Source organism: Streptomyces sp. NPDC045431 (assembly GCF_040646655.1).
In the GTDB taxonomy this organism is placed as follows: domain Bacteria; phylum Actinomycetota; class Actinomycetes; order Streptomycetales; family Streptomycetaceae; genus Streptomyces.
In genome coordinates, this window is record NZ_JBEZAQ010000007.1 from 233,978 (window position 1) to 258,687 (window position 24,710).

23 protein-coding genes are annotated in these 24,710 nt (G+C 73.4%); 17 read left to right on the forward strand and 6 right to left on the reverse strand.

Annotated elements, in window-relative coordinates; genetic code table 11:
* Positions 1 to 14: 14 nt before the first annotated feature.
* Together eat and AB0A69_RS18170 are read right to left on the reverse strand one after the other, a co-directional pair.
* Positions 15 to 1,457, reverse strand: coding sequence for an ethanolamine permease (eat, locus tag AB0A69_RS18165; protein WP_361422261.1), 1,443 nt, complete (start codon positions 1,455 to 1,457; stop codon positions 15 to 17).
* Between the two features lie 126 nt (positions 1,458 to 1,583).
* Positions 1,584 to 2,321, reverse strand: coding sequence for an FCD domain-containing protein (locus AB0A69_RS18170; protein ID WP_361422264.1), 738 nt, complete (start codon positions 2,319 to 2,321; stop codon positions 1,584 to 1,586).
* 78 nt (positions 2,322 to 2,399) lie between these two features.
* Here AB0A69_RS18170 and AB0A69_RS18175 point away from each other — a divergent pair, with 78 nt between their 5' ends.
* From AB0A69_RS18175 to AB0A69_RS18190, 4 genes are read left to right on the forward strand one after another with little or no spacing between them, the layout of a single operon-like run.
* Positions 2,400 to 3,764: a glutamine synthetase family protein gene (locus AB0A69_RS18175; RefSeq protein WP_361422267.1), complete on the forward strand. Its 1,365-nt coding sequence runs from the start codon at positions 2,400 to 2,402 to the stop codon at positions 3,762 to 3,764.
* 10 nt (positions 3,765 to 3,774) lie between these two features.
* Positions 3,775 to 5,151 carry an aldehyde dehydrogenase family protein gene (locus AB0A69_RS18180; protein WP_361422270.1) on the forward strand — a complete coding sequence of 459 codons (1,377 nt, stop codon included), beginning with the start codon at positions 3,775 to 3,777 and terminating at the stop codon, positions 5,149 to 5,151.
* Between the two features lie 6 nt (positions 5,152 to 5,157).
* On the forward strand, positions 5,158 to 5,949 hold the full coding sequence (locus AB0A69_RS18185; RefSeq protein WP_361422273.1) for a 3-oxoacyl-ACP reductase: 792 nt from the start codon (positions 5,158 to 5,160) through the stop codon (positions 5,947 to 5,949).
* A gap of 57 nt (positions 5,950 to 6,006) precedes the next feature.
* Positions 6,007 to 6,879 (forward strand): DUF2510 domain-containing protein, encoded by an 873-nt coding sequence (locus tag AB0A69_RS18190; RefSeq protein WP_361422276.1) that lies wholly within the window; start codon positions 6,007 to 6,009, stop codon positions 6,877 to 6,879.
* Between the two features lie 33 nt (positions 6,880 to 6,912).
* Here AB0A69_RS18190 and AB0A69_RS18195 read toward each other — a convergent pair whose 3' ends face one another.
* Positions 6,913 to 8,115, reverse strand: a complete 1,203-nt coding sequence (locus tag AB0A69_RS18195) for an amino acid deaminase/aldolase (protein WP_361422279.1) — start codon at positions 8,113 to 8,115, stop codon at positions 6,913 to 6,915.
* A gap of 184 nt (positions 8,116 to 8,299) precedes the next feature.
* Here AB0A69_RS18195 and AB0A69_RS18200 point away from each other — a divergent pair, with 184 nt between their 5' ends.
* From AB0A69_RS18200 to AB0A69_RS18210, 3 genes are read left to right on the forward strand one after another with little or no spacing between them, the layout of a single operon-like run.
* On the forward strand, positions 8,300 to 9,787 hold the full coding sequence (locus AB0A69_RS18200) for a hypothetical protein (protein WP_361422282.1): 1,488 nt from the start codon (positions 8,300 to 8,302) through the stop codon (positions 9,785 to 9,787).
* Complete coding sequence (gene mycP, locus AB0A69_RS18205) at positions 9,784 to 10,956, forward strand: type VII secretion-associated serine protease mycosin (RefSeq protein WP_361422285.1); 1,173 nt, start codon at positions 9,784 to 9,786, stop codon at positions 10,954 to 10,956. The genes AB0A69_RS18200 and mycP overlap by 4 nt, the downstream gene beginning before the upstream one ends.
* 20 nt (positions 10,957 to 10,976) lie before the next feature.
* A complete protein-coding gene (locus tag AB0A69_RS18210) occupies positions 10,977 to 11,714 on the forward strand; it encodes an SseB family protein (protein ID WP_361422288.1) in 738 nt (245 codons plus the stop codon).
* Between the two features lie 4 nt (positions 11,715 to 11,718).
* Here the strand turns inward: AB0A69_RS18210 and AB0A69_RS18215 are convergent, their stop codons facing one another.
* Complete coding sequence (locus tag AB0A69_RS18215) at positions 11,719 to 12,111, reverse strand: DUF1844 domain-containing protein (protein ID WP_361422291.1); 393 nt, start codon at positions 12,109 to 12,111, stop codon at positions 11,719 to 11,721.
* A 291-nt stretch (positions 12,112 to 12,402) separates the two neighbouring features.
* Between AB0A69_RS18215 and infC the strand changes: the two genes are divergently transcribed.
* The 10 genes from infC to AB0A69_RS18265 all read left to right on the forward strand — a co-directional run bounded on the left by infC (position 12,403) and on the right by AB0A69_RS18265 (position 23,307).
* On the forward strand, positions 12,403 to 13,110 hold the full coding sequence (gene infC, locus AB0A69_RS18220; RefSeq protein WP_355362395.1) for a translation initiation factor IF-3: 708 nt from the start codon (positions 12,403 to 12,405) through the stop codon (positions 13,108 to 13,110).
* 124 nt (positions 13,111 to 13,234) lie between these two features.
* Positions 13,235 to 13,429 carry a 50S ribosomal protein L35 gene (gene rpmI, locus AB0A69_RS18225; RefSeq protein ID WP_010476245.1) on the forward strand — a complete coding sequence of 65 codons (195 nt, stop codon included), beginning with the start codon at positions 13,235 to 13,237 and terminating at the stop codon, positions 13,427 to 13,429.
* 104 nt (positions 13,430 to 13,533) lie between these two features.
* A complete protein-coding gene (rplT, locus tag AB0A69_RS18230; RefSeq protein WP_031080021.1) occupies positions 13,534 to 13,920 on the forward strand; it encodes a 50S ribosomal protein L20 in 387 nt (128 codons plus the stop codon).
* A 100-nt stretch (positions 13,921 to 14,020) separates the two neighbouring features.
* Entirely contained in the window at positions 14,021 to 14,884 is an 864-nt protein-coding gene (locus AB0A69_RS18235) for an RNA methyltransferase (protein ID WP_361422485.1), read from the forward strand.
* A gap of 58 nt (positions 14,885 to 14,942) precedes the next feature.
* Complete coding sequence (locus tag AB0A69_RS18240) at positions 14,943 to 16,166, forward strand: ATP-binding protein (protein ID WP_361422295.1); 1,224 nt, start codon at positions 14,943 to 14,945, stop codon at positions 16,164 to 16,166.
* A 137-nt stretch (positions 16,167 to 16,303) separates the two neighbouring features.
* Positions 16,304 to 17,428, forward strand: a complete 1,125-nt coding sequence (pheS, locus tag AB0A69_RS18245) for a phenylalanine--tRNA ligase subunit alpha (RefSeq protein WP_361422298.1) — start codon at positions 16,304 to 16,306, stop codon at positions 17,426 to 17,428.
* On the forward strand, positions 17,428 to 19,956 hold the full coding sequence (pheT, locus tag AB0A69_RS18250) for a phenylalanine--tRNA ligase subunit beta (protein ID WP_361422301.1): 2,529 nt from the start codon (positions 17,428 to 17,430) through the stop codon (positions 19,954 to 19,956). The genes pheS and pheT overlap by 1 nt, the downstream gene beginning before the upstream one ends.
* Positions 19,957 to 20,135: 179 nt before the next feature.
* Positions 20,136 to 21,236, forward strand: coding sequence for a PP2C family protein-serine/threonine phosphatase (locus AB0A69_RS18255; RefSeq protein ID WP_361422488.1), 1,101 nt, complete (start codon positions 20,136 to 20,138; stop codon positions 21,234 to 21,236).
* Between the two features lie 148 nt (positions 21,237 to 21,384).
* Positions 21,385 to 22,725 (forward strand): transcriptional regulator, encoded by a 1,341-nt coding sequence (locus tag AB0A69_RS18260; protein WP_361422304.1) that lies wholly within the window; start codon positions 21,385 to 21,387, stop codon positions 22,723 to 22,725.
* A gap of 51 nt (positions 22,726 to 22,776) precedes the next feature.
* On the forward strand, positions 22,777 to 23,307 hold the full coding sequence (locus tag AB0A69_RS18265) for an NUDIX hydrolase (protein ID WP_361422307.1): 531 nt from the start codon (positions 22,777 to 22,779) through the stop codon (positions 23,305 to 23,307).
* A 77-nt stretch (positions 23,308 to 23,384) separates the two neighbouring features.
* Here AB0A69_RS18265 and AB0A69_RS18270 read toward each other — a convergent pair whose 3' ends face one another.
* Positions 23,385 to 23,645 (reverse strand): hypothetical protein, encoded by a 261-nt coding sequence (locus AB0A69_RS18270; protein WP_361422310.1) that lies wholly within the window; start codon positions 23,643 to 23,645, stop codon positions 23,385 to 23,387.
* 169 nt (positions 23,646 to 23,814) lie between these two features.
* On the reverse strand, positions 23,815 to 24,675 hold the full coding sequence (locus AB0A69_RS18275) for a 3-hydroxybutyryl-CoA dehydrogenase (protein WP_361422313.1): 861 nt from the start codon (positions 24,673 to 24,675) through the stop codon (positions 23,815 to 23,817).
* Between the last annotated feature and the right edge of the window lie 35 nt (positions 24,676 to 24,710).

Consider the following 24,710-nt stretch of genomic DNA (forward strand, 5'->3'; position numbering starts at 1 on the left):
CTCTCGGTTGCGTTTCAGTTGCGTTCGAGCTCGGCCTCGGCCGCCGCCAGCGCCGCGAACTCCTCCTCGGGCGCGCTCGCGACGAGACGGTGCCGACTGTAGAACGCGAAGTACGCGAGGGCGACGACGTACACCCCCAGCGCGATGAGTGCCGCGTCCACGTCCACCAGAAACGTCGCCACCAGGGCGGAGAGCGCGAGGACGAGCGCGACGGAGGACGTCAGGACCCCGCCGGGCGTCCGGTAGGGGCGCGGCAGGTCCGGCTCGCGGCGCCGGAGCACGATGTGGGACAGCGCCATGAGGGCGTAACTGATGGTGGCGCCGAAGACGGCGATGTTCAGCATCCGCGCGCCGTCGCCGGTCCCGGCCGCCAGCGCGAAGCCGATCGCGCCCGGGATCAGCAGCCCCAGGTACGGCGACCTGCGGCGGCTCGTCAGCGACAGGAAGCGGGGCAGGTAGCCCGCACGGGACAGGGCGAACAGCTGGCGCGAGCCCGCGTAGATGAGGGAGAAGAACGACGCCACCAGGCCCGCCAGGCCCGCGTAGTTGACGAACCGGCTCAGCGGGGTCGGACCGCCGTCCCCCTGGAGCGCGACGACGAGCGGGTTGCCCGCGTCCTGGATCGCGGCCGAGCCGCGAGCCCCCGTGGCCGCGAAGAACGTCAGGACGGCGAGCAGCACCAGAACCATCATCGACAGCGAGAGCGCGCGCGGCATGGACCGCACCGGGTCCTTGGCCTCCTCGGCGGCCAGGGGCACGCCCTCCACGCCGAGGAAGAACCACATCCCGAAGGGGAAGGCCGCCCAGATGCCGAGCAGGCCGAAGGGCAGCCAGGAGCTCGCCCCGAAGGCGGACCCGTCCACCGGGATGTCGTCCAGCCCGTCGGCGCGGAACTCCGTGAAGGCGCCGGCCGCGAAGATCAGCAGCGCCGCCACCGCGATCGCCGTCACGATGAGGCTGAAGCGCAGCGCCTCGCCCACGCCCCACAGGTGGATGCCGATGAAGACGACGAAGCACGCGAGGTAGACCGGCCAGCCGGACTCCAGGCCGAACAGGCCGAGCGATTCGACGTAGTCGCCGATGAAGATGGAGATGGCGGCCGGGGCCAGGACGTACTCGATGAGGATGGCCGTCCCGGTCAGGAAGCCTCCCCAGGTGCCGAGGGCGCGGCGCGCGAAGCCGTAACCGCCTCCGGCGGCGGGGAGGATCGCGGACAGCTCGGCGAGCGCGTACACCAGGCAGGCGTACATCACGCCCATCAGAAGGGTGGCGATGGCCAGCCCGCCGAAACCGCCCTCCGCCAGGCCGATGTTCCAGCCGGAGAAGTCGCCCGAGACGACGTAACCGACCCCCAGACCGGTCAGCAGCAGCCAGCCCGCGCTGCCCTGCCGCAGGGCCCGTCGTTTCAAGTAGTCGTCCGCAGGGACCGGGGCGTCCTTGGTTTCTTCCAGCGTCATGGCAGCGTGCTCCCGCATCGGTCGGGGCCCAATGGAATGGACCCATACCTTTGCGGTGGCCGGGAGGGGAGCGCAACCCCCGTGCGTTACGTTCCGGTTACGCCGGGCCCCGCGCCCCGGCCGCGCTCACGCCAGGAAGCCGCGCAGCAGCGCAGCCGTCCCCGCGCAGTGCTCCCGCATCACCTCGCGCGCCGCGTCCGCGTCCCCCTCCAGCACCGCCTCCACCAGCGCGGTGTGCTGGTGCTGCGAGTGCTCCAGGTTCCGCACCAGCAGCGGGATGCAGTCCAGCAGGTCGTTCACCGTCGCCCGGACCGCCGCGTACTGCGCCGTCAGCGTCGGCGACCCCGACAGCTCCGCCAGCGTGAGGTGCAGCAGCGTGTCCTGGCGCCGGTAGTCGTCCAGCGGTGCGTCGTGCGTCGCCCGCAGCGCCGTCCGCAACCGCTCCGCGCCCTCTTCCGAGAGCCCGTGCACCGCGCACAGCCCGGCCGCGCCCACCTCCAGCACCTCGCGGAAGCGCAGCGTGTCCTCGACGTCGACGGCGGCTACGCGGCGGCGCAGCTCGTCCTCGCCCTGGTCGCCGGGCGCGCGGTCGCGGCGCAGCACAAACGTTCCGCCGTAGCGGCCGCGCCGGCTCTCCACGAGCCCCTGCTCCTGGAGCACCTTCAGCACCTCGCGCAGGGTGACCCGGCTGATGCCCATCCGCTCGGCCAGCTCCCGCTCGGCGGGCAGGCGCTCGCCACCGGGCACCAGGCCGAGCCGTACGACCTGGAGGATCTGCTCCAGCGCCTCCTCGAAGCCGTTGCCCGCCCGCACCGGGCGCAGGACCGGTGTCAGCCGGTCCTCCGGTTCGCTCTTCTTCGCCACCTCGCGGTTTCCCCTTCCCAAGCAATGGTCTCCGGCAATACCTTATGGCTCCCGGCTGACCGAAGGAGGAGCATTCCCGTGGCAGACCGCAAACCCCCGCTCACCGTCGAGGAGCTGCGCGCCCTCGTCGCGAGCGGTGAGATCGACACAGTGGTCCTGGCCTTCCCCGATATGCAAGGGCGGCTCCAGGGCAAGCGGTTCGCCGCACCCTTCTTCCTCTCCGACGTGCTCGAGCACGGCACGGAGGGCTGCAACTACCTCCTCGCCGTGGACGTGGAGCTGAACACCGTCGACGGCTACGCGATGTCCTCATGGAACAACGGCTACGGCGACTTCGCCATGCGCCCCGACCTGACCACCCTGCGGCGCGTCCCCTGGAACGAGGCCACGGCGCTCCTCATCGCCGACCTCGCCTGGAGCGACGGAACCCCGGTCGTCGCCGCGCCCCGCCAGATCCTGCGCCGCCAGCTGGAACGGCTCGCCGAACACGGCTACACCGCGCACGTCGGCACCGAGCTCGAGTTCATCGTCTTCAAGGACACCTACGAGCAGGCATGGGACGCCGGGTACAAGGGGCTCACCCCGGCCAACCAGTACAACATCGACTACTCCGTCCTCGGCACCGGCCGCATCGAGCCCCTCCTGCGCCGCATCCGCAACGAGATGGCAGCCGCCGGCCTCACCGTCGAGTCCGCCAAGGGCGAGTGCAACCCCGGGCAGCACGAGATCGCCTTCAAGTACGACGAAGCCCTGGTCACCTGCGACCAGCACGCCGTCTACAAGACGGGCGCCAAGGAGATCGCCGCCCAGGAGGGCGTCTCGCTCACCTTCATGGCGAAGTACAACGAGCGCGAGGGCAACTCCTGCCACATCCACCTCTCCCTCCAGGACGCCGAGGGCCGCAACGCCATGGCGGGCGACGGACCCGGCGGCATGTCCCCGGTCATGCGCCACTTCCTCGCCGGGCAGCTCGCCGCGCTCCGCGACTTCTCCCTCCTCTACGCACCCAACATCAACTCGTACAAACGCTTCCAGCCCGGCTCCTTCGCCCCCACCGCCGTCGCCTGGGGATACGACAACCGCACCTGCTCCCTCCGGGTGGTCGGCCACGGCCGCTCCCTGCGCTTCGAGAACCGCCTCCCCGGCGGTGACGTCAACCCGCACCTCGCCGTCGCGGGCCTGGTCGCGGCCGGTCTGTACGGCATCGAGCACGAGCTGGAGCTGCCCGAGCCGTGCGACGGGAACGCCTACACCGCCGACTACGCCCACGTGCCGACCACCCTGCGCGAGGCCGCCGAACTGTGGGAGAACAGCCCCCTGGCGAAGGCGGCCTTCGGGGACGAGGTCGTCGCCCACTACCGCAACATGGCGCGGGTCGAACTGGACGCCTTCGACGCCGCGGTCACCGACTGGGAGCTGCGCCGCTCCTTCGAACGCATGTGAGGCCCTCCTCTTGAGCACCGAAGAGACCACCGAACACCTCGTACTGAACCCCGCCACCGAAGAGGTCGTCGCCACCGTCCCGGCGGCCACCGCCGCCGACGTCGACGCCGCGGTCACGCGCGCCGCCGCCGCCCAGCGCACCTGGGCCGCCGCAGCCCCCGCGGACCGCGCCCGCCTCCTGCGCCGCTTCGCCGCCGTCGTCGACGACCACCGGGAGGAGCTGGCCCGGCTGGAGGTCCGCGAGGCCGGCCACACCCTCGGCAACGCCCGCTGGGAGGCCGGCAACGTCCGGGACCTGCTCGACTACGCGGCCGGGGGAGTGGAGCGCCTGAACGGCCGCCAGATCCCCGTCCCCGGCGGCCTCGACGTCACGATCCTCGAACCCCTCGGCGTCGTCGGCGTGATCGCCCCCTGGAACTTCCCGATGCCCATCGCCGCCTGGGGCACCGCCCCCGCCCTCGCGGCCGGCAACGCCGTCGTCCTCAAGCCCGCCGAGACCACCCCGCTCACGGCGCTGCGGCTCGCCGAGCTCGCCCTGGAGGCGGGCCTCCCGGAGCACCTGTTCCAGGTGCTGCCCGGAGCCGGGGCCGTCGCCGGGAACGCCCTCGTCGAGCACCCCGGCGTCGCCAAGATCGTCTTCACGGGCTCCACGCGCGTCGGCAAGCAGATCATGGCGAAGTGCGCCGACCGCGTGAAGCGCGTGACCCTCGAACTCGGCGGCAAGAGCCCCAACATCGTCTTCGCCGACGCCGACATCGAGGCCGCGGCGGCCACCGCCCCCATGGCGTTCCTCGACAACTCCGGCCAGGACTGCTGCGCCCGCACCCGCATCCTCGTCCAGCGCAGCGCGTACGACCGCTTCCTGGAGCTCCTCACGCCCGCCATCGAGGAGGTCGTCGTCGGCGACCCGTCCGACGAGCGGACGCAGATGGGCCCGCTGATCTCCCGCACGCAGCTGGAGAGGGTGCGCGGGTACGTCCCCGAGGACGCGGCCGCGATCCGCGGGAAGGCCCCGGAGGGACCCGGTTTCTGGTTCCCGCCCACCGTCCTCACCGGCCTCCCGGCGGACGCGCCCGCCGCCATGGAGGAGATCTTCGGGCCGGTCGCCGTCGTCCTCCCCTTCGAGGACGAGGAGGACGCCGTACGGCTCGCGAACGCCACCGAGTACGGCCTGTCCGGCTCCATCTGGACCCGCGACGTCGGCCGCGCCCTGCGCGTCTCCGGCGCCGTCCGCGCGGGCGCCCTCTCCGTCAACTCCCACTCCAGCGTCCGCTACTGGACCCCGTTCGGCGGCTTCAAGCAGTCCGGCCTCGGTCGTGAGCTCGGCCCCGACGCCCTGACCGCCTTCACCGAAACCAAGAACGTCTTCATCAGCACGGAGGCCTGAGACCCCATGACCGCCACCAACGAGAACACCGTCTGCCGCCGCCTGGTCGGCCGTACCGCCGTCATCACCGGCGCCGGCAGCGGCATCGGCCTCGCCACCGCCCGCCGCCTCGCCTCCGAGGGCGCCCACGTCGTCTGCGGCGACATCGACGAGAAGGCCGGCAAGGCCGCGGCCGACGAGGTCGGCGGCACCTTCGTACGCGTCGACGTCACCGACGCCGAACAGGTCGAGGCGCTCTTCAAGACGGCGTACGACACGTACGGCAGTGTCGACATCGCCTTCAACAACGCGGGCATCTCCCCGCCCGACGACGACTCCATCCTGGAGACCGGCCTGGAGGCGTGGAAGCGCGTCCAGGAGGTCAACCTCACCTCGGTCTACCTGTGCTGCAAGGCCGCCATCCCCTACATGCGGCGCCAGGGCAAGGGCTCCATCATCAACACCGCGTCCTTCGTCGCCCGCATGGGCGCGGCCACCAGCCAGATCTCGTACACCGCCTCCAAGGGCGGCGTGCTCGCCATGTCACGCGAGCTGGGCGTGCAGTTCGCCCGCGAGGGGATCCGCGTCAACGCCCTGTGCCCGGGGCCGGTCAACACCCCGCTCCTGCAGGAGCTGTTCGCCAAGGACCCCGAGCGGGCCGCGCGCCGCCTCGTCCACATCCCGGTCGGGCGCTTCGCCGAGGCGGAGGAGATCGCGGCCGCCGTCGCGTTCCTCGCCAGCGACGACTCGTCCTTCGTCAACGCCACCGACTTCCTCGTCGACGGCGGCATCTCCGGGGCGTACGTCACGCCCCTGTAGGGACCGCGCGGGTGGCCGGGCGTCGTCGTACGGCGTCCGGCTGCCTACGCTGATCGGATGAGCATGACGACTCCTCCCGGCTGGTACCCGGACCCGGGCAACCCCGCCGTCGAGCACTGGTGGGACGGCACCGCGTGGACCGGCCGCACCCGCCCCGCCGGCCGCCCCCCGAGAGGCCGGAGCGGTGTGCTTCCGCTCGCCGTCGCCGGGACCGTCCTGGTGGCGGCGGTCGCCGTCGCGGCGGTCGTCCTCCGGCCCTCCGGCGACGACGAGGCCCTCGCCCCGCCGCCCTCCCCCACGGCCCCGGTGACGACGACCCCGGCGACGCCCACGCCTTCCCCCTCCGGTGCCGGCGCCGAGGGCGACCCCGCGGTCGTCGTCGACCAGCTCAACGGCATCACGCTCCCCGTCCCCGACGGCTGGGAGAAGCCGGAGCACACCACGGCCGACGTCGCCACCGTGACCACCGTGGCCGACGTACCCTGCCCCGGCGACACGAGCCGCTTCTGCAAGCCCGGGACCGTCACCTCCTGGACCGTCAGCGCGCCGGAGGGCAGCACCGTCAAGGCCATCGCCGAACAGGACATCGTGACGGCCGCGGACCGCGCGTACGAGGAGGACGCCCTCGGCAACCGCCTCCACGGCGGCATCCGTTCCCACAAGGTGATCGCCTCGCGCCCGGCCGTCGTCGCCGGCCGTACCGGCCACCTGGTCCGCTGGCAGGTCACCACCGGCAACGGCCCGGGCGGCTACGTCCAGTCGCTCGCCTTTCCCGCCCCCTCCGGCAACGGGACCCCGGTGGTCGTACGGTTCGCCTTCGACGCCGGCCCGGAGGGGCCGCCCCTGACCCTCATGGACGAGATCACGCGCGGGATCCGCCCCATCGGCAGTGCCACGGGCGGCGGCGTCGGCAGCTCCATCGGGCCGTGAGGGCCGTGAGGGCCTGAGAGGAACGTCCGGCCCTCAGAGGAACGTCCGGCCCTCACCCCGGTACGTCGGCACGGTCGCCGTGATCCGGTCGCCCTCGATCAGGTGCAGCGCGTCGAACCGCTCGCACAGCTCGCCCGCCTTCGCGTGCCGGAACCACACCTTGTCGCCGATCAGCAGATCGTCGGCGGGGGCGCCCAGCAGCGGCGTCTGCACCTCCCCCGCGCCCTCCTGCGGGTCGTACCGCAGCCCTTCGGGCAGGTACGGCACCGGCAGCCGGTCCCTGCCCGGCGCGCCCGACGCGGGGTAGCCGCCGCCGAGCACGGTGACCGCGCCCACGCCCGGGCGGCGGACGACGGGCTGCGCGAACAGCGCGGCCGGCCGGCCGGTGAAGGAGGTGTAGTGGTCGAACAGCCGCGGCACGTAGAGCCCCGACCCGGCCGCGATCTCCGTCACCGCGTCCTCGGCCGCGGTGTGCTGCACGCTCCCCGTACCGCCGCCGTTGACGAACTCCAGCTCCGGCGCCACCGCCCGGACCGCGTCCACCACGGCCGCCCGCCGGACCGCCAGCTCCCTACGGGCGGCCGCCTGCATCAGCCGCACGGCCCGCGACCGCGCCGGCCGCCCCGCGACCGCGTCCCCGACCCCCGCGACGTGCCCCTCGTACGCCATCAGCCCGACCAGCCGGAACCCCGGCCGCCGCGCCACCGACCGGGCCACCTCGGCCACCTCCGCGGGCGTGTGCAGCGGCGAGCGCCGGGCCCCGATCCGTACGCGACCGCCCAGCAGGCGCAGGGAGGTGTCCAGCTCCAGACAGACCCGGATCTCCTCGGCCCCGCCCTCACGGGCCCGGTCGATCAGCTCCAGCTGCGCCGGGTCGTCGACCATCACCGTCACCGCGCGCGCGAGCTTCGGGTCCCGCGCGAGCTCCGAGAAGCCGGCCCGGTCGACCGAGGGGTACGCCAGCAGGACGTCCTCGAACCCCGCCCGCGCCAGCCACAGCGACTCGTCGAGCGTGAACGACATGATCCCGGCGAACCCGTCCCGCGCGAGCACCCGCTCCAGCAGCGCCCGGCACCGTACCGACTTGCTCGCCACCCGGACCGGCTTGCCGCCGGCCCGGCGGACCAGGTCGTCGGCGTTCGCGTCGAACGCCTCCAGATCGACGACGGCCAGCGGCGCGTCGAGATGGGCGGTGGCCCGGTCGTACCGGGCCCGGTCAGCGGCACGGGGAGTCATGGCCCGAGCCTGCCAGACGGTGCTACCTCCGGGTAGGGGGATGTTCCGGTCAGATCGGTGCGGGCCCCCGCCGCCCACCCGCGGCCGCGTTGCGGCGGACCTGGGAGGAAGCCTTAGAGTGACGACACGCGCCGACGAACGGGCCTGCCCCGAAAGGCGATCCGGACGACAACCAGGGGGGCGGATGAGCACCGAAGCACGACGCCCGTCCTCCCGCATCACCGACGCCCTCCTCCCTCCGGAACGCCCCGCATCGCCGGAACGCCCCACGCCTCCGGAAGCGCCGGCCCCGGCTGTCCCGCAGTCCGCGCCCTCCGGCGCGGCACGGACGGCCGCCCCGCTGCCCCCGCTCGCCGAGAACACCCCGCCGGCTGAACCGCCGACCTCCCCGTCGCCCCAGAGCACCCCGCCAGCCTCCCCGCCGCGCCAGGCCGCCCCGCTGCCTCCGCTCGCGCCGGCCTCCCCGCCGACGCCGCCACCGACCTCGCCGCCGGTCGTGCCCCCGCGCCCCGCCGCCCCCCGCCAGCCCGCGCCCGCCGCCGCCCAGCCGCCGCGCGCCCCCGGCGTACCGCGGCCGCAGGCCCCCGTCGCGCCCCAGCCCCCCGCCGCGCCCCAGCAGCCCGCGCCCGCCGCCGTCGAGACCACCGCGCGTCTCCGCCCCGTGCGGCAGGAGCCGGGCGCCGAAAGCACCGCGCGGCTGAGGCCCGTACCGCATCAGTCCGCCCCGGCCGGGGCACCGGCCGGCGCCCCGGCCGTGGCTTCGGCGCCCTCGCGGCGACCTCCCGTCGGGTCCGTCCACCTCGGACCGGCGCCCTCCGGCCCACCCGTCAGCGCCCCGCACGCCTACTGGGGGCCGCTGCCCCCCGAGGCGCCCGTGGAGCAGACCACGCGCCTGCGGCCCGTCCGGGACCGCCACCCCGCGCGCACCGGGGCCGCCCTCGCGTGCCTGGTGCTCGGGCTCGGGCTGATCGGCGGCGCCGTGGCCGGGGCGTGGCTCGCCGGGGGCCCGAGCCCCGACCCGGCCGCCCGTACCGCGTACACCGAGGCCCGCACCCTCTGGCACAGCGTCCCCGTCGACACCCTCTTCCCCCGCACCCTCAAGGGCGAGGACGCCGGTCCCGGCCGCGCCGACCGGGTGTGGACGCGCGTCGCCGTGGCGCCCGACGGCCCCTGCGCGGGGGCGCTCGACCCGCTGCTCCTCAAGGCGCTGCGCCCCGTCGGCTGCGCACGCGTGCTGCGCGCCACGTACACCGACGCCACCTCGACCAGCGTCACCACCGTCGGCATGGTCTTCACCCAGGCCGACGCCACCGCCATGACCGCCCTCAGGGCGCGTTTCGGCGACGAGAGCCTCGACGAGCGCCCCGACCTGATGCCCCGCACCCTCCCGGCCCCCGGCACCGTCGCCGCCGGCTTCGGCGACAAGCAGCGCGCCAGCTGGCGGGTGAGCGTCCTCACCGAGGCACCGGTGATCGTGTACGCGGTCTCCGGCTTCGCCGACGGCCGTACCGTCCCCGATCCGCAGCCCGCCGCCGAGGCGATGGCGGAGGGCCAGACGACCGCGTCCGCCCAGGCCGGCCTCGGACATGAGGCCAAGGGCATAGCCGACCGCGTCGAGCGCGGCCTGCGCGCCGCCCTCGCCAAGGCCACCAGTACCCAGGAGCCGCAGTGAGACGCCGCCCGCGCGCCTTCGCCGCCGCCCTCGCGGCCGTCGGTTTCGCGCTGCTGCCCGCCGCCCCCGCCCACGCCGACGCGATCCGCGCGCAGCAGTGGGGCCTGGAGGCCATGCACACCGCCGAGGCGTGGCGTACCACCAAGGGCGCGGGGGTCACCGTCGCCGTCCTCGACACCGGTGTCGACGACACCCACCCCGACCTCGCGGGCAACGTCCTGCCCGGCAAGGACCTCATCGGCTTCGGCGCCGGCCGCGGCGACCGCGCCTGGGCCCGCCACGGCACCGCCATGGCCGGGATCATCGCCGGTCACGGCCATGGGCGCGGCAACCAGGACGGCGTCCTCGGCATCGCGCCCGAGGCGAAGATCCTCCCCGTCCGCGTCATCCTCGAAGGCGCCGACCCCGCCCGCACCAAGGCCCGCGCCACGCGCGGCACCGCCCTCGCCAAGGGCATCCGCTGGGCCGTCGACCAGGGCGCCGACGTCATCAACCTCTCCCTCGGCGACGACAGCGAGTCCGCCCACCCCGACGCCGGTGAGGACGCCGCCGTCCAGTACGCCCTCTCCAAGGGCGTGGTCGTCGTCGCCTCCGCCGGCAACGGCGGCGAGAAGGGCGACCACATCTCGTACCCCGCCGCCTACCCCGGCGTCATCGCCGTCACCGCCGTCGACCGCTACGGCACGCACGCCGCCTTCTCCACCAGCCGCTGGTACGCCACCGTCAGCGCGCCCGGCGTCGACATCGTCATCCCCGACCCGGACCGCAAGTACTACCAGGGCTGGGGCACCAGCGCCGCCTCCGCGTTCGTCTCCGGAGCCGTCGCCCTGGTCCGCGCCGCCCACCCCGGACTGACGCCCGCCCAGATCAAGAAACTCCTCGCCGACACGGCCCGCGACCGCCCCGAGAGCGGCGGCCACGACGACGACAAGGGCTACGGCACGGTCGACCCCGCCGCGGCGATCGAGGCGGGCCGCACGCTGCGCCCGGCCGACCCGAAGGCCGCCACCTCCGGCTACGCCAAGCGCTACTTCGGCACCGGCCCCAGCCCCGAGCCCGAGGAGGAGGCGGGCACCGGGCTGATCGCGCCCGTCACCGGCGGCGTCGGCGTCCTGCTGGTGATCGTCGCCGTCGTCCTGTGGCGAGGGGGCCGCGCGAACGGGTACTGACGCCCGGATAGGCTCGACGCGTGGCGCTCAAGAACATCCCCGACCCCGGTTTCTCCGACGACGACGGCACCGCCGACCCCGAGCTCACCGCCGCCCTCGCGGCCTGGGCCGAGGACCGGTCGGCCGAGCCGCGCGTGCTCGCGGCGCTCAAGGGCGCCCGGCTGCTGGTCCCCGTCGTCGCCGTCCTCGGCGAGGTGGAGGAGGACGAGGAGACCGGGCTGCGCCGCGAGAAGACCAGCGACATGGCCGTGCCCACGCTCACCGCCGGCGACCGCCGCGCGCTGCCCGCGTTCACCTCCCTCGAGTCCCTGGCCCGCTGGGACCCGGCCGCCCGCCCCGTCGCCGTACCGCTGCACCAGGCGCTCCAGGCGGCCGCCCACGAGAAGGCCGACACGCTGGTGCTGGACCTCGCGGGACCGGTGCCGTACCAGCTGACCGGCCGCGCGCTGCTCGCCGCCGCCGAGGGCCGCACGACGACCGACCCGCTCGCCGACCCCGCCGTCACCGAGGCGGTACGCGCCGTGGTGGCGGCCGAGCCGGCCGTGCTCCGCGCGTACCTGGTGCCAGGCGGCGGCGCGGACGGCACGCTCGCGCTCGTCACCGGTCCGGCCGCGCCGCCCGCGGAGACCGCCCAGCGCGTGGCCCGCGCGCTCGCGGCCGACGAAACACTGAGGGCCCGCCTGGTGCGGGGCCTGGACCTGGCACTCCTGCCGGCCGAGGCCACCCCTCCGGGCGAGCCCTTCTACGTGAGACCGTGAGCGATCAGCTGTAAACGGGGCCCGTGTACTTCTCGCCCGGCCCCTGACCCGGCTCGTCCGGCACGATCGACGCCTCGCGGAACGCCAGCTGCAGCGACTTCAGCCCGTCGCGCAGCGGCGCCGCGTGGAACGAGCTGATCTCCGTCGCGCCCGCGTCCAGCAGACCCGCCAGCGCGTGGATCAGCTTGCGCGCCTCGTCGAGGTCCTTGTACTGGTCGCCCTCCTCGGTGAGACCGAGCTTCACGGCCGCGGCGCTCATCAGGTTGACGGCGACCGTGACGATCACCTCGACCGCGGGCACCTCCGCGATGTCGCGGGTCATGGTCTCGAAATCGGTCGTCTCCGCACCGGAGGCGGAGTCGGAAGCGGAGGGGTTGCTCGGCGTGGCGTCACTCATGACGCCCACGATAGGCGTACGCCTCACAGTTAGCCGCACCCCCGGGGAGCTGCTAACCTGGTGTGACGACCGGCCGGACACGACTCGTGCTCCGGCCCACAAGTGGAGGCTCCGCTCTCCCACCTGGCCGTCCTCCGGGACGGCGGGTCACCGGTCAGACGGCGACCATCGTTCCGTACGGACGATGGGGCCGTCCGAATGCGCGCCCCGCGGTTGACCGCGGCGGTGCTCCGGTAGCACGAGGAGCCCCGCCTGTGTCCCGTCCGGGGCATTTTTCATGCGCCGGTGCGGTTGGTCTCACTAAACAGACGTTACGCGTCCGTCCGCCAGGCGGTCGCGTGGTGCTACCGAGGAGGATCCATCAGCACCGAGCCCCGCATCAACGACCGGATTCGCGTTCCCGAGGTGCGACTTGTCGGTCCCAGCGGCGAGCAGGTGGGCATTGTGCCGCTCGCCAAGGCGCTGGAGCTTGCGCAGGAGTACGACCTGGACCTGGTTGAGGTCGCGGCGTCCGCACGGCCGCCGGTCTGCAAGCTCATGGACTACGGCAAGTTCAAGTACGAGTCGGCCATGAAGGCCCGTGAGGCGCGCAAGAACCAGGCGCACACGGTCATCAAGGAAATGAAGCTCCGGCCGAAGATCGACCCGCACGACTACGACACCAAGAAGGGTCACGTCGTCCGGTTCCTCAAGCAGGGCGACAAGGTCAAGATCACGATCATGTTCCGTGGTCGCGAGCAGTCCCGGCCGGAGCTCGGCTACCGACTGCTGCAGCGGCTCGCGGAGGACGTCCAGGACCTCGGCTTCATCGAGTCGAACCCGAAGCAGGACGGCCGCAACATGATCATGGTTCTCGGTCCGCACAAGAAGAAGACCGAGGCCATGGCCGAGGCCCGCGAGGCGCAGGCCGCCCGCAAGGCGGAGCGCCAGGGCCAGCCCGCTCAGGCGGACGAGCCCACCGAGGTGGAGCAGCCCGCCGAGGCGGAGTCCGCCCAGTAGGCCCGAGGTCCCCGAGGGCCTGTGTCCGGGGCATCCGCCCAGGACTCAACCGATACACCTGACGCTCCCGCGTGCCGGTCCCCGGACCGGCTGGGAGCGCCACTGACGAGGAGAGAACGGCGCTATGCCGAAGAACAAGACGCACAGCGGTGCCAAGAAGCGCTTCAAGATCACCGGCTCCGGCAAGGTGCTGCGCGAGCGCGCCGGCAAGCGCCACCTGCTCGAGCACAAGTCGTCCAAGCTGACGCGTCGCCTCACCGGCAACGCCGAGATGGCCCCGGGTGACAGCGCCAAGATCAAGAAGATGCTGGGCATCTGATTGACCTCCCGCCCTCGGTGACGGGGGCATCCGGTCACCGCCGGGATCCATTCGTTTCCGGGTCGTGTGAGTCCAACCACGACCCCGCTACAAGGAGTTAACACGTGGCACGCGTCAAGCGGGCAGTCAACGCCCACAAGAAGCGCCGGGCGATCCTCGAGCAGGCCAGCGGTTACCGCGGCCAGCGCTCGCGCCTGTACCGCAAGGCGAAGGAGCAGGTCACCCACTCCCTCGTCTACAACTACAACGACCGCAAGAAGCGCAAGGGCGACTTCCGTCAGCTGTGGATCCAGCGCATCAACGCCGCTGCCCGCGCCAACGGCATCACCTACAACCGCTTCATCCAGGGTCTGAAGGCCGCCAACATCGAGGTGGACCGCAAGATCCTGGCCGAGCTGGCCGTCAACGACGCCAACGCGTTCGCCGCGCTCGTCGAGGCCGCCCAGAAGGCGCTCCCGAGCGACGTCAACGCCCCGAAGGCCGCCGCCTGATCTCCCAGGCAGTAGGACTTCCGCCCGGACCCGCAGGCCCAGCGCCTGCGGGTCCGGTCTGTTCCACCCCGTGCGTACGAGAAGAGAGCCGCCGACCACCATGGGCACCCCCGAGCTCCCCGAGCTGATCTCCCCCCGCTCCCCGCGCGTCATCGCCGCCCGGCGGCTCGCCAAGCGGAACTTCCGGGGCAAGGAGCGGCGGTTCATCGCCGAGGGCCCGCAGGCCGTGCGGGAGGCCGTCGCCCACCGCAGCGGCGGCGAGCCGACGCTGGTCGAGCTGTTCACCACCGTCGAGGCCGCCGAGCGGTACGCCGACATCGTCGAGGCCGCCCGCGCCACCGGCGCCCGCGTCCACCACGCCTCCGACGCCGTCCTCGCCGAGGTCTCCCAGACCGTCACCCCGCAGGGCCTCCTCGGCGTCTGCCGGTTCCTGGACTCGCCCTTCGAGGAGATCCTCAAGGGCCGCCCCAAGCTCGTCGCCGTCCTCGCCCACGTACGCGACCCCGGCAACGCCGGCACCGTGCTGCGCTGCGCCGACGCGGCCGGCGCCGACGCCGTGGTCCTCACCGACGCCTCCGTCGACCTGTACAACCCCAAGGCGGTACGCGCCTCCGTCGGTTCCGTCTTCCACCTGCCGGTCGCGGTCGGCGTCCCCGTCGAGCAGGCCGTCGCCGGGCTCCGGGGCGCCGGAGTGCGGATCCTCGCCGCCGACGGGGCGGGCGAGGCCGACCTGGACGCCGAGCTCGACGCGGGCACCATGGGCGGCCCCACCGCCTGGATCTTCGGCAACGAGGCCTGGGGCCTCCCCGAGGAGACCCGCGCCCTCGCCGACGCGGTCGTCCGCGTACCGATCCACGGCAAGGCCGAGAGCCTGAACCTGGCCACCGCCGCCGCCGTATGTCTCTACGGCTCCGCGCGTGCGCAGCGCGCTGCCGGAGGGTGCCGCTCCGTCACCTCCAGCTAGTAGGCTGGCGGGCCGGGGGAACGGCCCACTGTGCGGTACGGAGGGGTGGGATTCGGGGATGACACCCGGGACGAGCAGGCCGTCGGCGAAGCGGGGCGCTTTACTCAACGCGCCCGCCGAACGTGCACCCAGCGCGCCCGGCGCGCCCGCCGAGTCCGCCGCCGAACGCACGCCCGCCGCCCCCGGCGCGTCCCCGGCGCCCGCCGCCGCGCCGGACGCCTACGCGTCCGCCCGCGCCTACGAGCCCGACGACCTGCCCGACGGCCTGGTCATCGCCGACCGGCACGGCACCGTGGTCTGCTTCAACGCCGCCGCCGAGCGCCTCACAGCCGTCCGCCGCGACGCGGCCCTCGGGCGCCCGCTGGAGGAGGCCCTCCCGTTGGAGGACCTCAAGGGGCGCCGCTGGTGGGCGCTGACCGACCCGTACGGCGGGCTCGCCATCCGGGGCGGCCAGCCCGAGCGCAACCTGCTGCTGCCCGGCAACCGGGAGGTCCTGGTCGCCGCCCGCTACGTGCGCGAGCACCCCCTGGGCCCGGTCCGGAAGGTCGTCGTCACCCTGCGCGGCACCGAGGCCCGGCGCCGTACCGAACGCAGCCACGCCGAACTGATCGCCACCGTCGCCCACGAGCTGCGCTCCCCGCTCACCTCCGTCAAGGGCTTCACCGCCACGCTCCTCGCCAAGTGGGAGCGGTTCACCGACGACCAGAAGCGGCTGATGCTGGAGACCGTGGACGCCGACGCGGGCCGCGTCACCCGGTTGATCGCCGAGCTGCTCGACATCTCCCGAATAGACTCCGGCCGCCTCGAGGTGCGCCGCCAGCCCGTCGACATCGCCGCGGCCATCGGCCGCCACATCCAGGCCCACACCGCGCGCGGCCAGTCCCCGGACCGCTTCTTCGTGCGCGTACGCCGCCCGCTGCCCGATCTGTGGGCCGACCCCGACAAGATCGACCAGGTCCTCGGCAACCTGCTCGAAAATGCGGTGCGGCACGGCGAGGGAACCGTCACCATCGAGGTGGCACCCACCGGCGCCGACGACGAGGAGAAGGGAACGGCGGTCACCGTGAGCGACGAAGGCCCCGGCATCCCCGAGGAGTCGATGGGCCGTGTCTTCACCCGCTTCTGGCGGGGGAGCAAGCGCGGCGGGACCGGCCTCGGCCTGTACATCGTCAAGGGCATCGTCGAGGCGCACGGCGGGACGATCACCGTCGGCCGCGGACCGGCCGGCGGCGCCGAGTTCCGATTTACGCTGCCCGTGAGCGCCCCGGCCTATCTGGCGTAACAGAGGCCGCGCAGGTGTCCACGGGCTGATCCTCGGCTCATCCGCCACCCCATACCCCGTTAGACTCGTCCTTTGGCACCTTTGCGTCCTCGGTCGTCGAGCGGGGGCCCCAGCCAGCCCACGGAAGTACGGAAGAGATGTCGGCACCCAATAAGTCGTACGACCCTGTCGAGGTCGAGGCACTGAAACCGGAAGAGATCGAGCGCATGCGGGACGAGGCGCTCGCCGCCTTCGCCGCCGCCGGCGACCTCGACGCGCTCCACGAGGCGAAGATCGCGCACACCGGCCCCACCTCGCCGCTGTCGCTCGCCAACCGGGAGATCGGCGCCCTGCCCCCGCACGCGAAGGCGGAGGCCGGCAAGCGCGTGGGCCAGGCCCGCGGTGCCGTGAACAAGGCACTCGCCGCCCGCCAGGCGGAGCTGGAGGCCGAGCGCGACGCGCGCGTGCTGGTCGAGGAGGCGGTGGACGTCACCCTTCCGTACGACCGCGTGCCGGCCGGCGCCCGCCACCCGCTGACCACCCTCATGGAGCGCATCGAGGACGTCTTCGTCGCCATGGGCTACGAGGTCGCCGAGGGCCCCGAGGTCGAGTCCGAGTGGCTCAACTTCGACGCGCTCAACATCGCCGTCGACCACCCCGCCCGCGGCGAGCAGGACACCTTCTTCGTCACCGACGCCGAGGGCACCTCCGGCTCCGGCGTCGTGCTGCGCACGCACACCTCGCCGGTCCAGGTCCGGTCCATGCTGGACCGCGAGCCCCCGGTGTACGTGATCTGCCCCGGCCGCGTGTACCGCACGGACGAGCTGGACGCCACGCACACCCCGGTCTTCCACCAGGTCGAGCTGCTCGCCGTCGACGAGGGCCTGACCATGGCCGACCTGAAGGGCACCCTCGACCACATGGTCCAGGCGCTCTTCGGCGGTGAGGGCATGAAGACCCGGCTCCGGCCGAACTTCTTCCCCTTCACCGAGCCGTCCGCCGAGATGGACATGGTCTGCTACGTGTGCCGCGGCGAGTCCGTCGGCAACCCCGACCGCCCCTGCCGCACCTGCTCCAGCGAGGGCTGGATCGAGCTCGGCGGCTGCGGCATGGTCAACCCCAAGGTGCTGACCGCCTGCGGCGTGGACCCGGAGAAGTACAGCGGCTTCGCCTTCGGGTTCGGCATCGAACGGATGCTGATGTTCCGCCACAACGTAGAAGACATGCGAGACATGGTCGAGGGTGACGTCCGGTTCACCCGGCCGTTCGGGATGGAGATCTGATGCGGGTCCCGCTTTCGTGGCTGCGGGAGTACGTCGACCTGCCGGCGACGGAAACCGGCCGTGACGTACAGGCCAAGCTGGTGTCGGCGGGCCTGGAGGTCGAGACCGTCGAGCAGCTCGGCGCCGGGCTCACCGGCCCGCTGGTCGTCGGCCAGGTCCTCACCATCGAGGAGCTGACCGAGTTCAAGAAGCCCATCCGCTTCTGCACCGTCAACGTCGGCCAGGCCAACGGCACCGGTGAGCCGCAGGAGATCATCTGCGGCGCCCGGAACTTCGCCGAGGGCGACAAGGTCGTCGTGGCCCTGCCCGGCGCCGTGCTCCCCGGCGACTTCCGGATCGCCGAGCGCAAGACGTACGGCCGGATCTCCCGCGGCATGATCTGCTCCACCGACGAGCTCGGCATGGGCGACGACGGCACACACGGCATCATCGTGCTGCCGCCCGAGATCGAGATCGGCATCGACGCCACCGAGCTGCTGGAGCTGTACGACGAGGTCCTCGACATCGCCGTCACGCCCGACCGCGGCTACTGCCTGTCGATGCGCGGCGTCGCCCGCGAGACCGCCACCGCCTACGGCCTGCCGCTGCGCGACCCGGCGCTCCTCGACGTGCCCGCGCCGAACGCGTACGGCTACCCCGTCAAGGTCTCCGACCCGATCGGCTGCGACCGCTTCACCGCGCGTACCGTCGTCGGGCTCGACCCCGAGGCGCGCTCCCCGATCTGGCTGCGCCGCCGCCTCCAGAAGGCCGGCATGCGCCCGATCTCGCTCGCCGTCGACGTCACCAACTACGTGATGCTCGAGCTCGGCCAGCCGCTGCACGCGTACGACCGCACCCGCGTCCAGGGGGCGATCGGCGTGCGCCGCGCGGAGGAGGGCGAGAAGTTCACCACCCTCGACGGCGTCAAGCGCGTCCTCGACGCCGAGGACCTGGTGATCACGGACGAGCGCGGGCCCATCGGCCTCGCGGGCGTGATGGGCGGCGCGAACACCGAGATCGCCGACTCCGTCACCGACCCCGAGACCGGCGAGGTGCGCGGCACCACCGAGGTCGTCATCGAGGCCGCCCACTTCGACCCGGTCTCCATCGCCCGCACCGCGCGCCGCCACAAGCTGTCCTCCGAGGCGTCCCGGCGCTTCGAGCGGGGCGTCGACCCGCAGGCCGCCGCCGCTGCCGCGCAGCGCACCGTCGACCTGCTGGTGCTGCTCGCGGGCGGCACCGCCGAGGCCGGTGTCACCGAGATCGTCGCGCCGTCCGCCTCGCGCACGGTGACGATGGCCGCCGACCACCCCGACCGCGTCGCCGGTGTCGTCTACGGCCGCGAGACCGTCGTCCGCCGCCTCCAGGAGGTCGGCTGCGACGTCCTGGGTCAGGACGAGCTGACCGTCACCGTCCCGTCGTGGCGGCCCGACCTCGCCCACCCGAACGACCTCGCCGAAGAGGTCATCCGGCTGGAGGGGTACGAGAACCTCCCGTCCACGCTGCCCAAGCCCCCGGCCGGCCGCGGCCTGACCGCGCGGCAGCGGCTGCACCGCCGCGTCGGACGGGTGCTCGCCGGCGCCGGGTACGTCGAGGCGCCGAACTACCCGTTCGTCTCCCCGCAGGTCTTCGACCAGCTGGGCCTCGCGGCGGACGACCCGAACCGCAAGGTCGTCACGCTCGTCAACCCGCTCTCCGACGAAGAGCCGGCGATGCGCACCACGCTGCTGCCCGGGCTGCTCGGCGCCCTGCGCCGCAACGACGGGCGCGGCAGCCACGACCTGGCGCTCTTCGAGACCGGGCTGGTCTTCCACCCGGCCGACGAGGCCGGGACCGCCGTGGTGCTGCCCGTCGACCGCCGTCCCACCGACGAGGAGATCGCGGCCCTCAACGCCCCGCTCCCCGCGCAGCCGCGCCACGTCGCGGTCGTCCTCGCCGGGGCGCGCGAGCAGGCCGGCTGGTGGGGCCAGGACCGCCCGGCCGACTGGGCCGACGCGGTCGAGGCCGCCCGCAGCGTCGCCCGCGAGGCCGGCGCCGAGCTCATCGTCCGCCAGGGCCAGTACGGGCCGTGGCACCCGGGCCGCTGCGCCGAGCTCGCCGTCGTGGTCGGCGGCGAGGAGCAGATCGTCGGGTACGCCGGTGAGCTGCACCCGCGCGTCGTCAAGGCGCTGCACCTGCCCGCCCGTACGTGCGCGATGGAGCTGAACCTCGACACCGTCGAGCGCGCCTCGGCCGGTGCGCTGCGCGCGCCGCGGATCTCGGCGTTCCCGGTCGCCACGCAGGACGTCGCCCTGGTCGTCGGCAAGGACGTGCCGGCCGCCGACGTCGAGCGCGCGCTGCGCGAGGGCGCGGGCGAACTGCTGGAGTCCCTCCGGCTGTTCGACGTCTTCGAGGGCGAGCAGATCGGTGAGGGCCGCAAGTCCCTGGCGTACGCGCTGCGTTTCCGCGCCGCCGACCGCACGCTGACCGTCGAGGAGGCGTCGGCCGCCCGGGACGCCGCGGTGGCGCTGGCCGCCGAGCGGACGGGCGCGGTGCTGCGCGGCGCCTGACACCCGCGTGCGTCCCACGGGACGCGTCCCACGTGATGAGGGGCATGGCCGGAACACCGGTCATGCCCCTCACTCGTTCGAGTGGGAAGGCTGGTGGAGCCCGCCCCGCGGCGGAGACGATCGACAGAATCGTCCCGACCGCGACAGGGGCCTGAAGAAGGGCGGTCCGCATGATCCGTATGGCCCGTACGCGATCTTGGCCTCGTCACCCTGCTTCGCTCGTCCCGCTCGTGCCGCCCACCCTCTGGGGCGGGGTCGCCGTCCTGTGGAAGCTCACCTGCCCGCTGGCGCAGCAGGAGAGCCTGCCCACCCGGCTCGTCACCTGCGTCGTGTTCTTCACCGTGGGCACCGGTCTCATCCTGGGCCTCCGGCACCGTCTGGCGCGGGAGCTGCGGCAGGTCCGGGCCGTCGCGCAGGCCGCGCAGCAGGTGCTGCTGCGCCCGCTGCCGCCGCGGCTGGACGGCCTGTCCGTCGCGGCGGGCCAGCTCTCCGCCGCCCCGGGCGCGGCCGTGGGCGGCGACCTCTACGAGGCGGTGGCCACGCCGTACGGCGTACGCGTCGTCATCGGTGACGTACGCGGCCATGGGCTCGGCGCCCTCGGCGCGGTGGCCGCTGTGCTCGGCAGCTTCCGGGAGGCCGCGCACGACGAGCCGGAACTCGGCGGCGTCCTGCGGCGGTTGGACCGGGCGCTGGCGCGGCATCTGCGCGAGCGGGCCCGCCATGAACATCCGGCCTCCGGTGGCTGGAACCCGCTGAGCCCGTCGGCGGAGGAGTTCGTCACCGTCCTGCTGCTGGAGATAGCCCGGGACGGCGAGGTCCGGGCGCTCAACTGCGGCCATCCATGGCCCTATCGGCTCGGCCCCGGCGCGGAACCGGTCGCCGCGGGCGACCCCCTGCCGCCGCTCGGCGTCTCCCCGCTCCCCGACGAGCTGCCCGCGCAACGGTGCACCCGGCTGCTGCCGGGGCAGGCGCTGTTCCTGCACACGGACGGCGCCGAGGACGCGCGGGACCGGGGCGGGCGGTTCTTCCGGCTGGAGGAGGTGCTGGCGCAGACCGCGCGGACGGGCGCGCCGCCGGCCGCCGTCGTCCAGTGCGTGCACGCCGCGCTGCTGCGGCACACCGGCGGGCGGCTGACCGACGACGTCGCCCTCGTCGTCCTGCGCAACGACGTCTCCCGCCCGTCGTTGGTGCCGCCCGCCCCGCCGCGGAGTATCGGGCAGATCCGGCAGGACGGACGGCACGCGACGGGCCACCGCAACTGTACGAGGGGGAGCCGGTGACCCGCCGCCTCTGTGAAGAGACAGCCCAGTCAACCGGCGCCCACGGCGGTGCGGGAGCGCACGCGGGGCACGGACCGGGGCACTCGGTTCACACCCCGTGCGAACGCGCCTGCACTACGCTGAGCGCACCGAGTTATCGGAGGGGCCCATGCAGCCCAACACCCTGCTCGACGCCCTGCTCGACGAGGCGGGCATCTCCCACGCCGGCCTCGCCGCGCACGTGAACCAGGCCGGCCGTGCCAGAGGCATGGCGCTACGGTACGAACACACGGCCGTGGCCCGTTGGTTGAAGGGCCAGCGCCCGCGCGGTCAGGTGCCGGACCTGATCTGCGAGGTGCTGAGCGCCCGGCTGCACCGGCCCGTCACGCTCGACGACGTCGGCCTGGGCGTGGCGGGCGAGGCCGCCGCCGGGCACGGCTCGCCGCTGTCCGGCTTCGTCGAGCGGGCCACCGCCCTGTGGCGCTCCGACGAGCAGCAGCGGCCGCACATACTGGGCGCCCCGGCCGTCACCGGCACGCCCGCGGTGATGCCCGTATGGGAGTGGGAGAACCCTCCCGAGGACGCGGACGTCTCGCGCGACGGGCAGACGCACGTGTCGGACGGCGACATCGAGATGCTGCGCGCCGCCCGGGCGCACTACGAGCTCATGTACCGCAAGGCGGGCGGCATCGCCACGCGCGCCCGGATCGTCGGGTTCCTCAACGCCGAGACCGCGCCGCTGCTGCGCGGCTCCTACAGCGACGCCCTCGGCCGGCAGTTGCACCGCGCCACCGGCGGCCTGGTGGCGGTGGCCGGGATCTGCGCGTACGACTCCGACGCGCACGGGCTCGCGCAGCGCTACTTCCACCAGGCGCTGCGGCTGGCGAAGGCGAGCGGGGACCGGGGGCTCGGCGCGTACGTGATCGCGCTGCTGGTCAACCAGTCGCTGTTCCTGGGGGAGCACCGGCAGGCGGTCGCGTTCGCGGAGGCGGCGCTGCGCACGGCGGGCCGGGAGATCACGCCCGCGCTCGCCGCCGACCTCTACGCCATGCAGGCGAAGGCGTACGCGCACCTCGGGGACGGCGCCGGTGCCCTGCGGTGCATCCGGCACGCGGAGGCGGAGGCGGACCGGATCCGGCCGGGGCGCGAGCCCGACGAGACCGGCTACGTCCAGCCCGGGCTGGTCAATGTGCAGGTCGCGGAGGCGCTGCTCAGCCTGGGGGACCTGAGCGGCGCCCGGGAGCACGCGGCGGCCGCCGTGCGCACGCCGGCGCACGACCGGGGCCGGGTCCACCGGCTGGCGATGCTCAGCCAGATCGAGCTGCGGCAGGGCGAGGCCGATCGCGCCGCGCGGACCGCCGTGGAGATGGCCGAGCGGGCCCGGGGGATGGAGTCGCAGCGGCTGCGGGACCGGTTGCGCGCGGTGCGGGAGCACCTGGTGGCGAGCGGGTGCGGTGAGGCGCGCGAGGCCGCCGAGCTCATCGATGGGGCGTTGCGCGTTCCGCTGTGACCCCGCACCTGCTGCGATATTGCCACCTACTTGTCGGAAGGTGGCAGAACCGTGCAGTGGACGAACTTAAACGAACACACCGTGTATGAGAACCGCTGGTTCAAGGTGAACCTCGCGGACGTCGCACTCCCCGACGGCCGGCACCTCGACCACTTCCTCATCCGGCTGCGTCCGGTCGCGGTGGCGACCGTCGTCAACGAGGCCAACGAGGTGCTGATGCTGTGGCGCCACCGCTTCATCACCGACAGCTGGGGGTGGGAGCTGGCGGCGGGCGTCGTCGAGGACGGCGAGGACGTCGAGACCGCGGCGGCGCGGGAGATGGAGGAGGAGACGGGCTGGCGCCCCGGGCCGCTGCGGCACCTGCTCACCGTCGAACCGTCCAACGGTCTGACCGACGCCCGCCACCACCTCTACTGGGCGGAGGAGGCCACCTACACCGGCCCTCCCGAGGACGCCTTCGAGTCCTCGCGCCGCGAGTGGGTCCCGCTGAAGCTGGTGCCCGACATGATCGCCCGCGGTGAGGTCCCGGCCGCCAACATGGCGGCCGGGCTGCTGATGCTGCACCATCTGCGGCTGGGCTGAGGCACGCCGCCGGTGGCGCGTCGGCGCCTCGGGGCAGAGCAGGGCGCGTCGGCGCCGTGAGGTGTGCCCGGGGCGCGTCAGCGCCCGAGCGCCTGCCACACCGCGACCGTGAGCGCGCCCACCGCGGTGAGCACGGACACGGCGGGCACGGGCCACCTCGTGTGCTCCAGCGCCGCGACGCGCGAGGCCAGATCGGTCAGATCACGGTCGATCTGGCCGTGGCGCTGGGCGAGCAGCGCCAGTTGGCCGTCGATCCGCGCGAGACCGACGTCGAGACAGCGCCGCAGCTCTGCGAACTCCTCGACGGCCGCTAAGTGTTCGGGGTCGGTGGTGGTCACGGTTCTACGCTCCTCTTCGTTGACTGGCCGACGACGGGCCGGGGCCGAGTCAACTCCCCCTGGTGGAGCGGGGGGAGCGTGTGCGAAGGGCATATGCGCACACGCTCCGCACACCCCGTGCGAATCCCGGTCGCGGAGCGTTGCGCGTGACGAGTCGTGCGTGACGCGGTCACGCGTACGGGTAGAAGCCCGACCCCGTCTTGCGGCCGAGCCGGCCCGCGTCCACCATCCGCTGGAGCAGCGGGGGAGCGGCGTACAGCGGCTCCTTGTACTCGGCGTACATCGAGTCGGCGACCGAGTGGACCGTGTCCAGGCCGATGAGGTCCGCGAGCTTCAGCGGGCCCATCGGGTGGGCGCAGCCCAGCTCCATGCCGTTGTCGATGTCCTCGCGGCTGGCGATGCCCGACTCGAACATCCGGATCGCGGAGAGGAGGTACGGGATCAGCAGCGCGTTCACCACGAAGCCGGAGCGGTCCTGGGCGCGGATGGCGTGCTTGCCCAGCACCTTCTCCACCACGGCCTGGGCGCGGCTGAGCGTGCCCTCGGAGGTGGTCAGCGCCGGGATCAGCTCGACGAGTTGCTGCACCGGGGCCGGGTTGAAGAAGTGGATGCCGATGACCTGGTCCGGGCGGGACGTCGCCACGGCCAGCTTCACCAGCGGGATGGAGGAGGTGTTGGAGGCGAGGATCGCGTCCTGGCGGGTCACGACCTGGTCGAGGACCTGGAAGATCTCCGTCTTGACCTGCTCGTTCTCCACGACGGCCTCGATGACGAGGTCACGGTCGGCGAACTCGCCGAGGTCCGTGGTGAAGCTGAGCCGGGCCAGCGTCGCGTCGTGCTCCTCCTGGGTGATCTTGCCGCGCTCGGCGGCCTTGGAGAGCGAGTTGTACAGCCGGGTACGGCCGATCTCCAGCGCCTCGCCGGTCGTCTCGGCGACCTTGACCTCCAGGCCGCTGCGGGCGCACACCTCCGCGATGCCCGCGCCCATCTGGCCGCAGCCCACCACTCCGACGCGTTCGATGTCGGTCACATCGTGCCTTTCGCTGTTCTTGCGGGTGGCAGGTT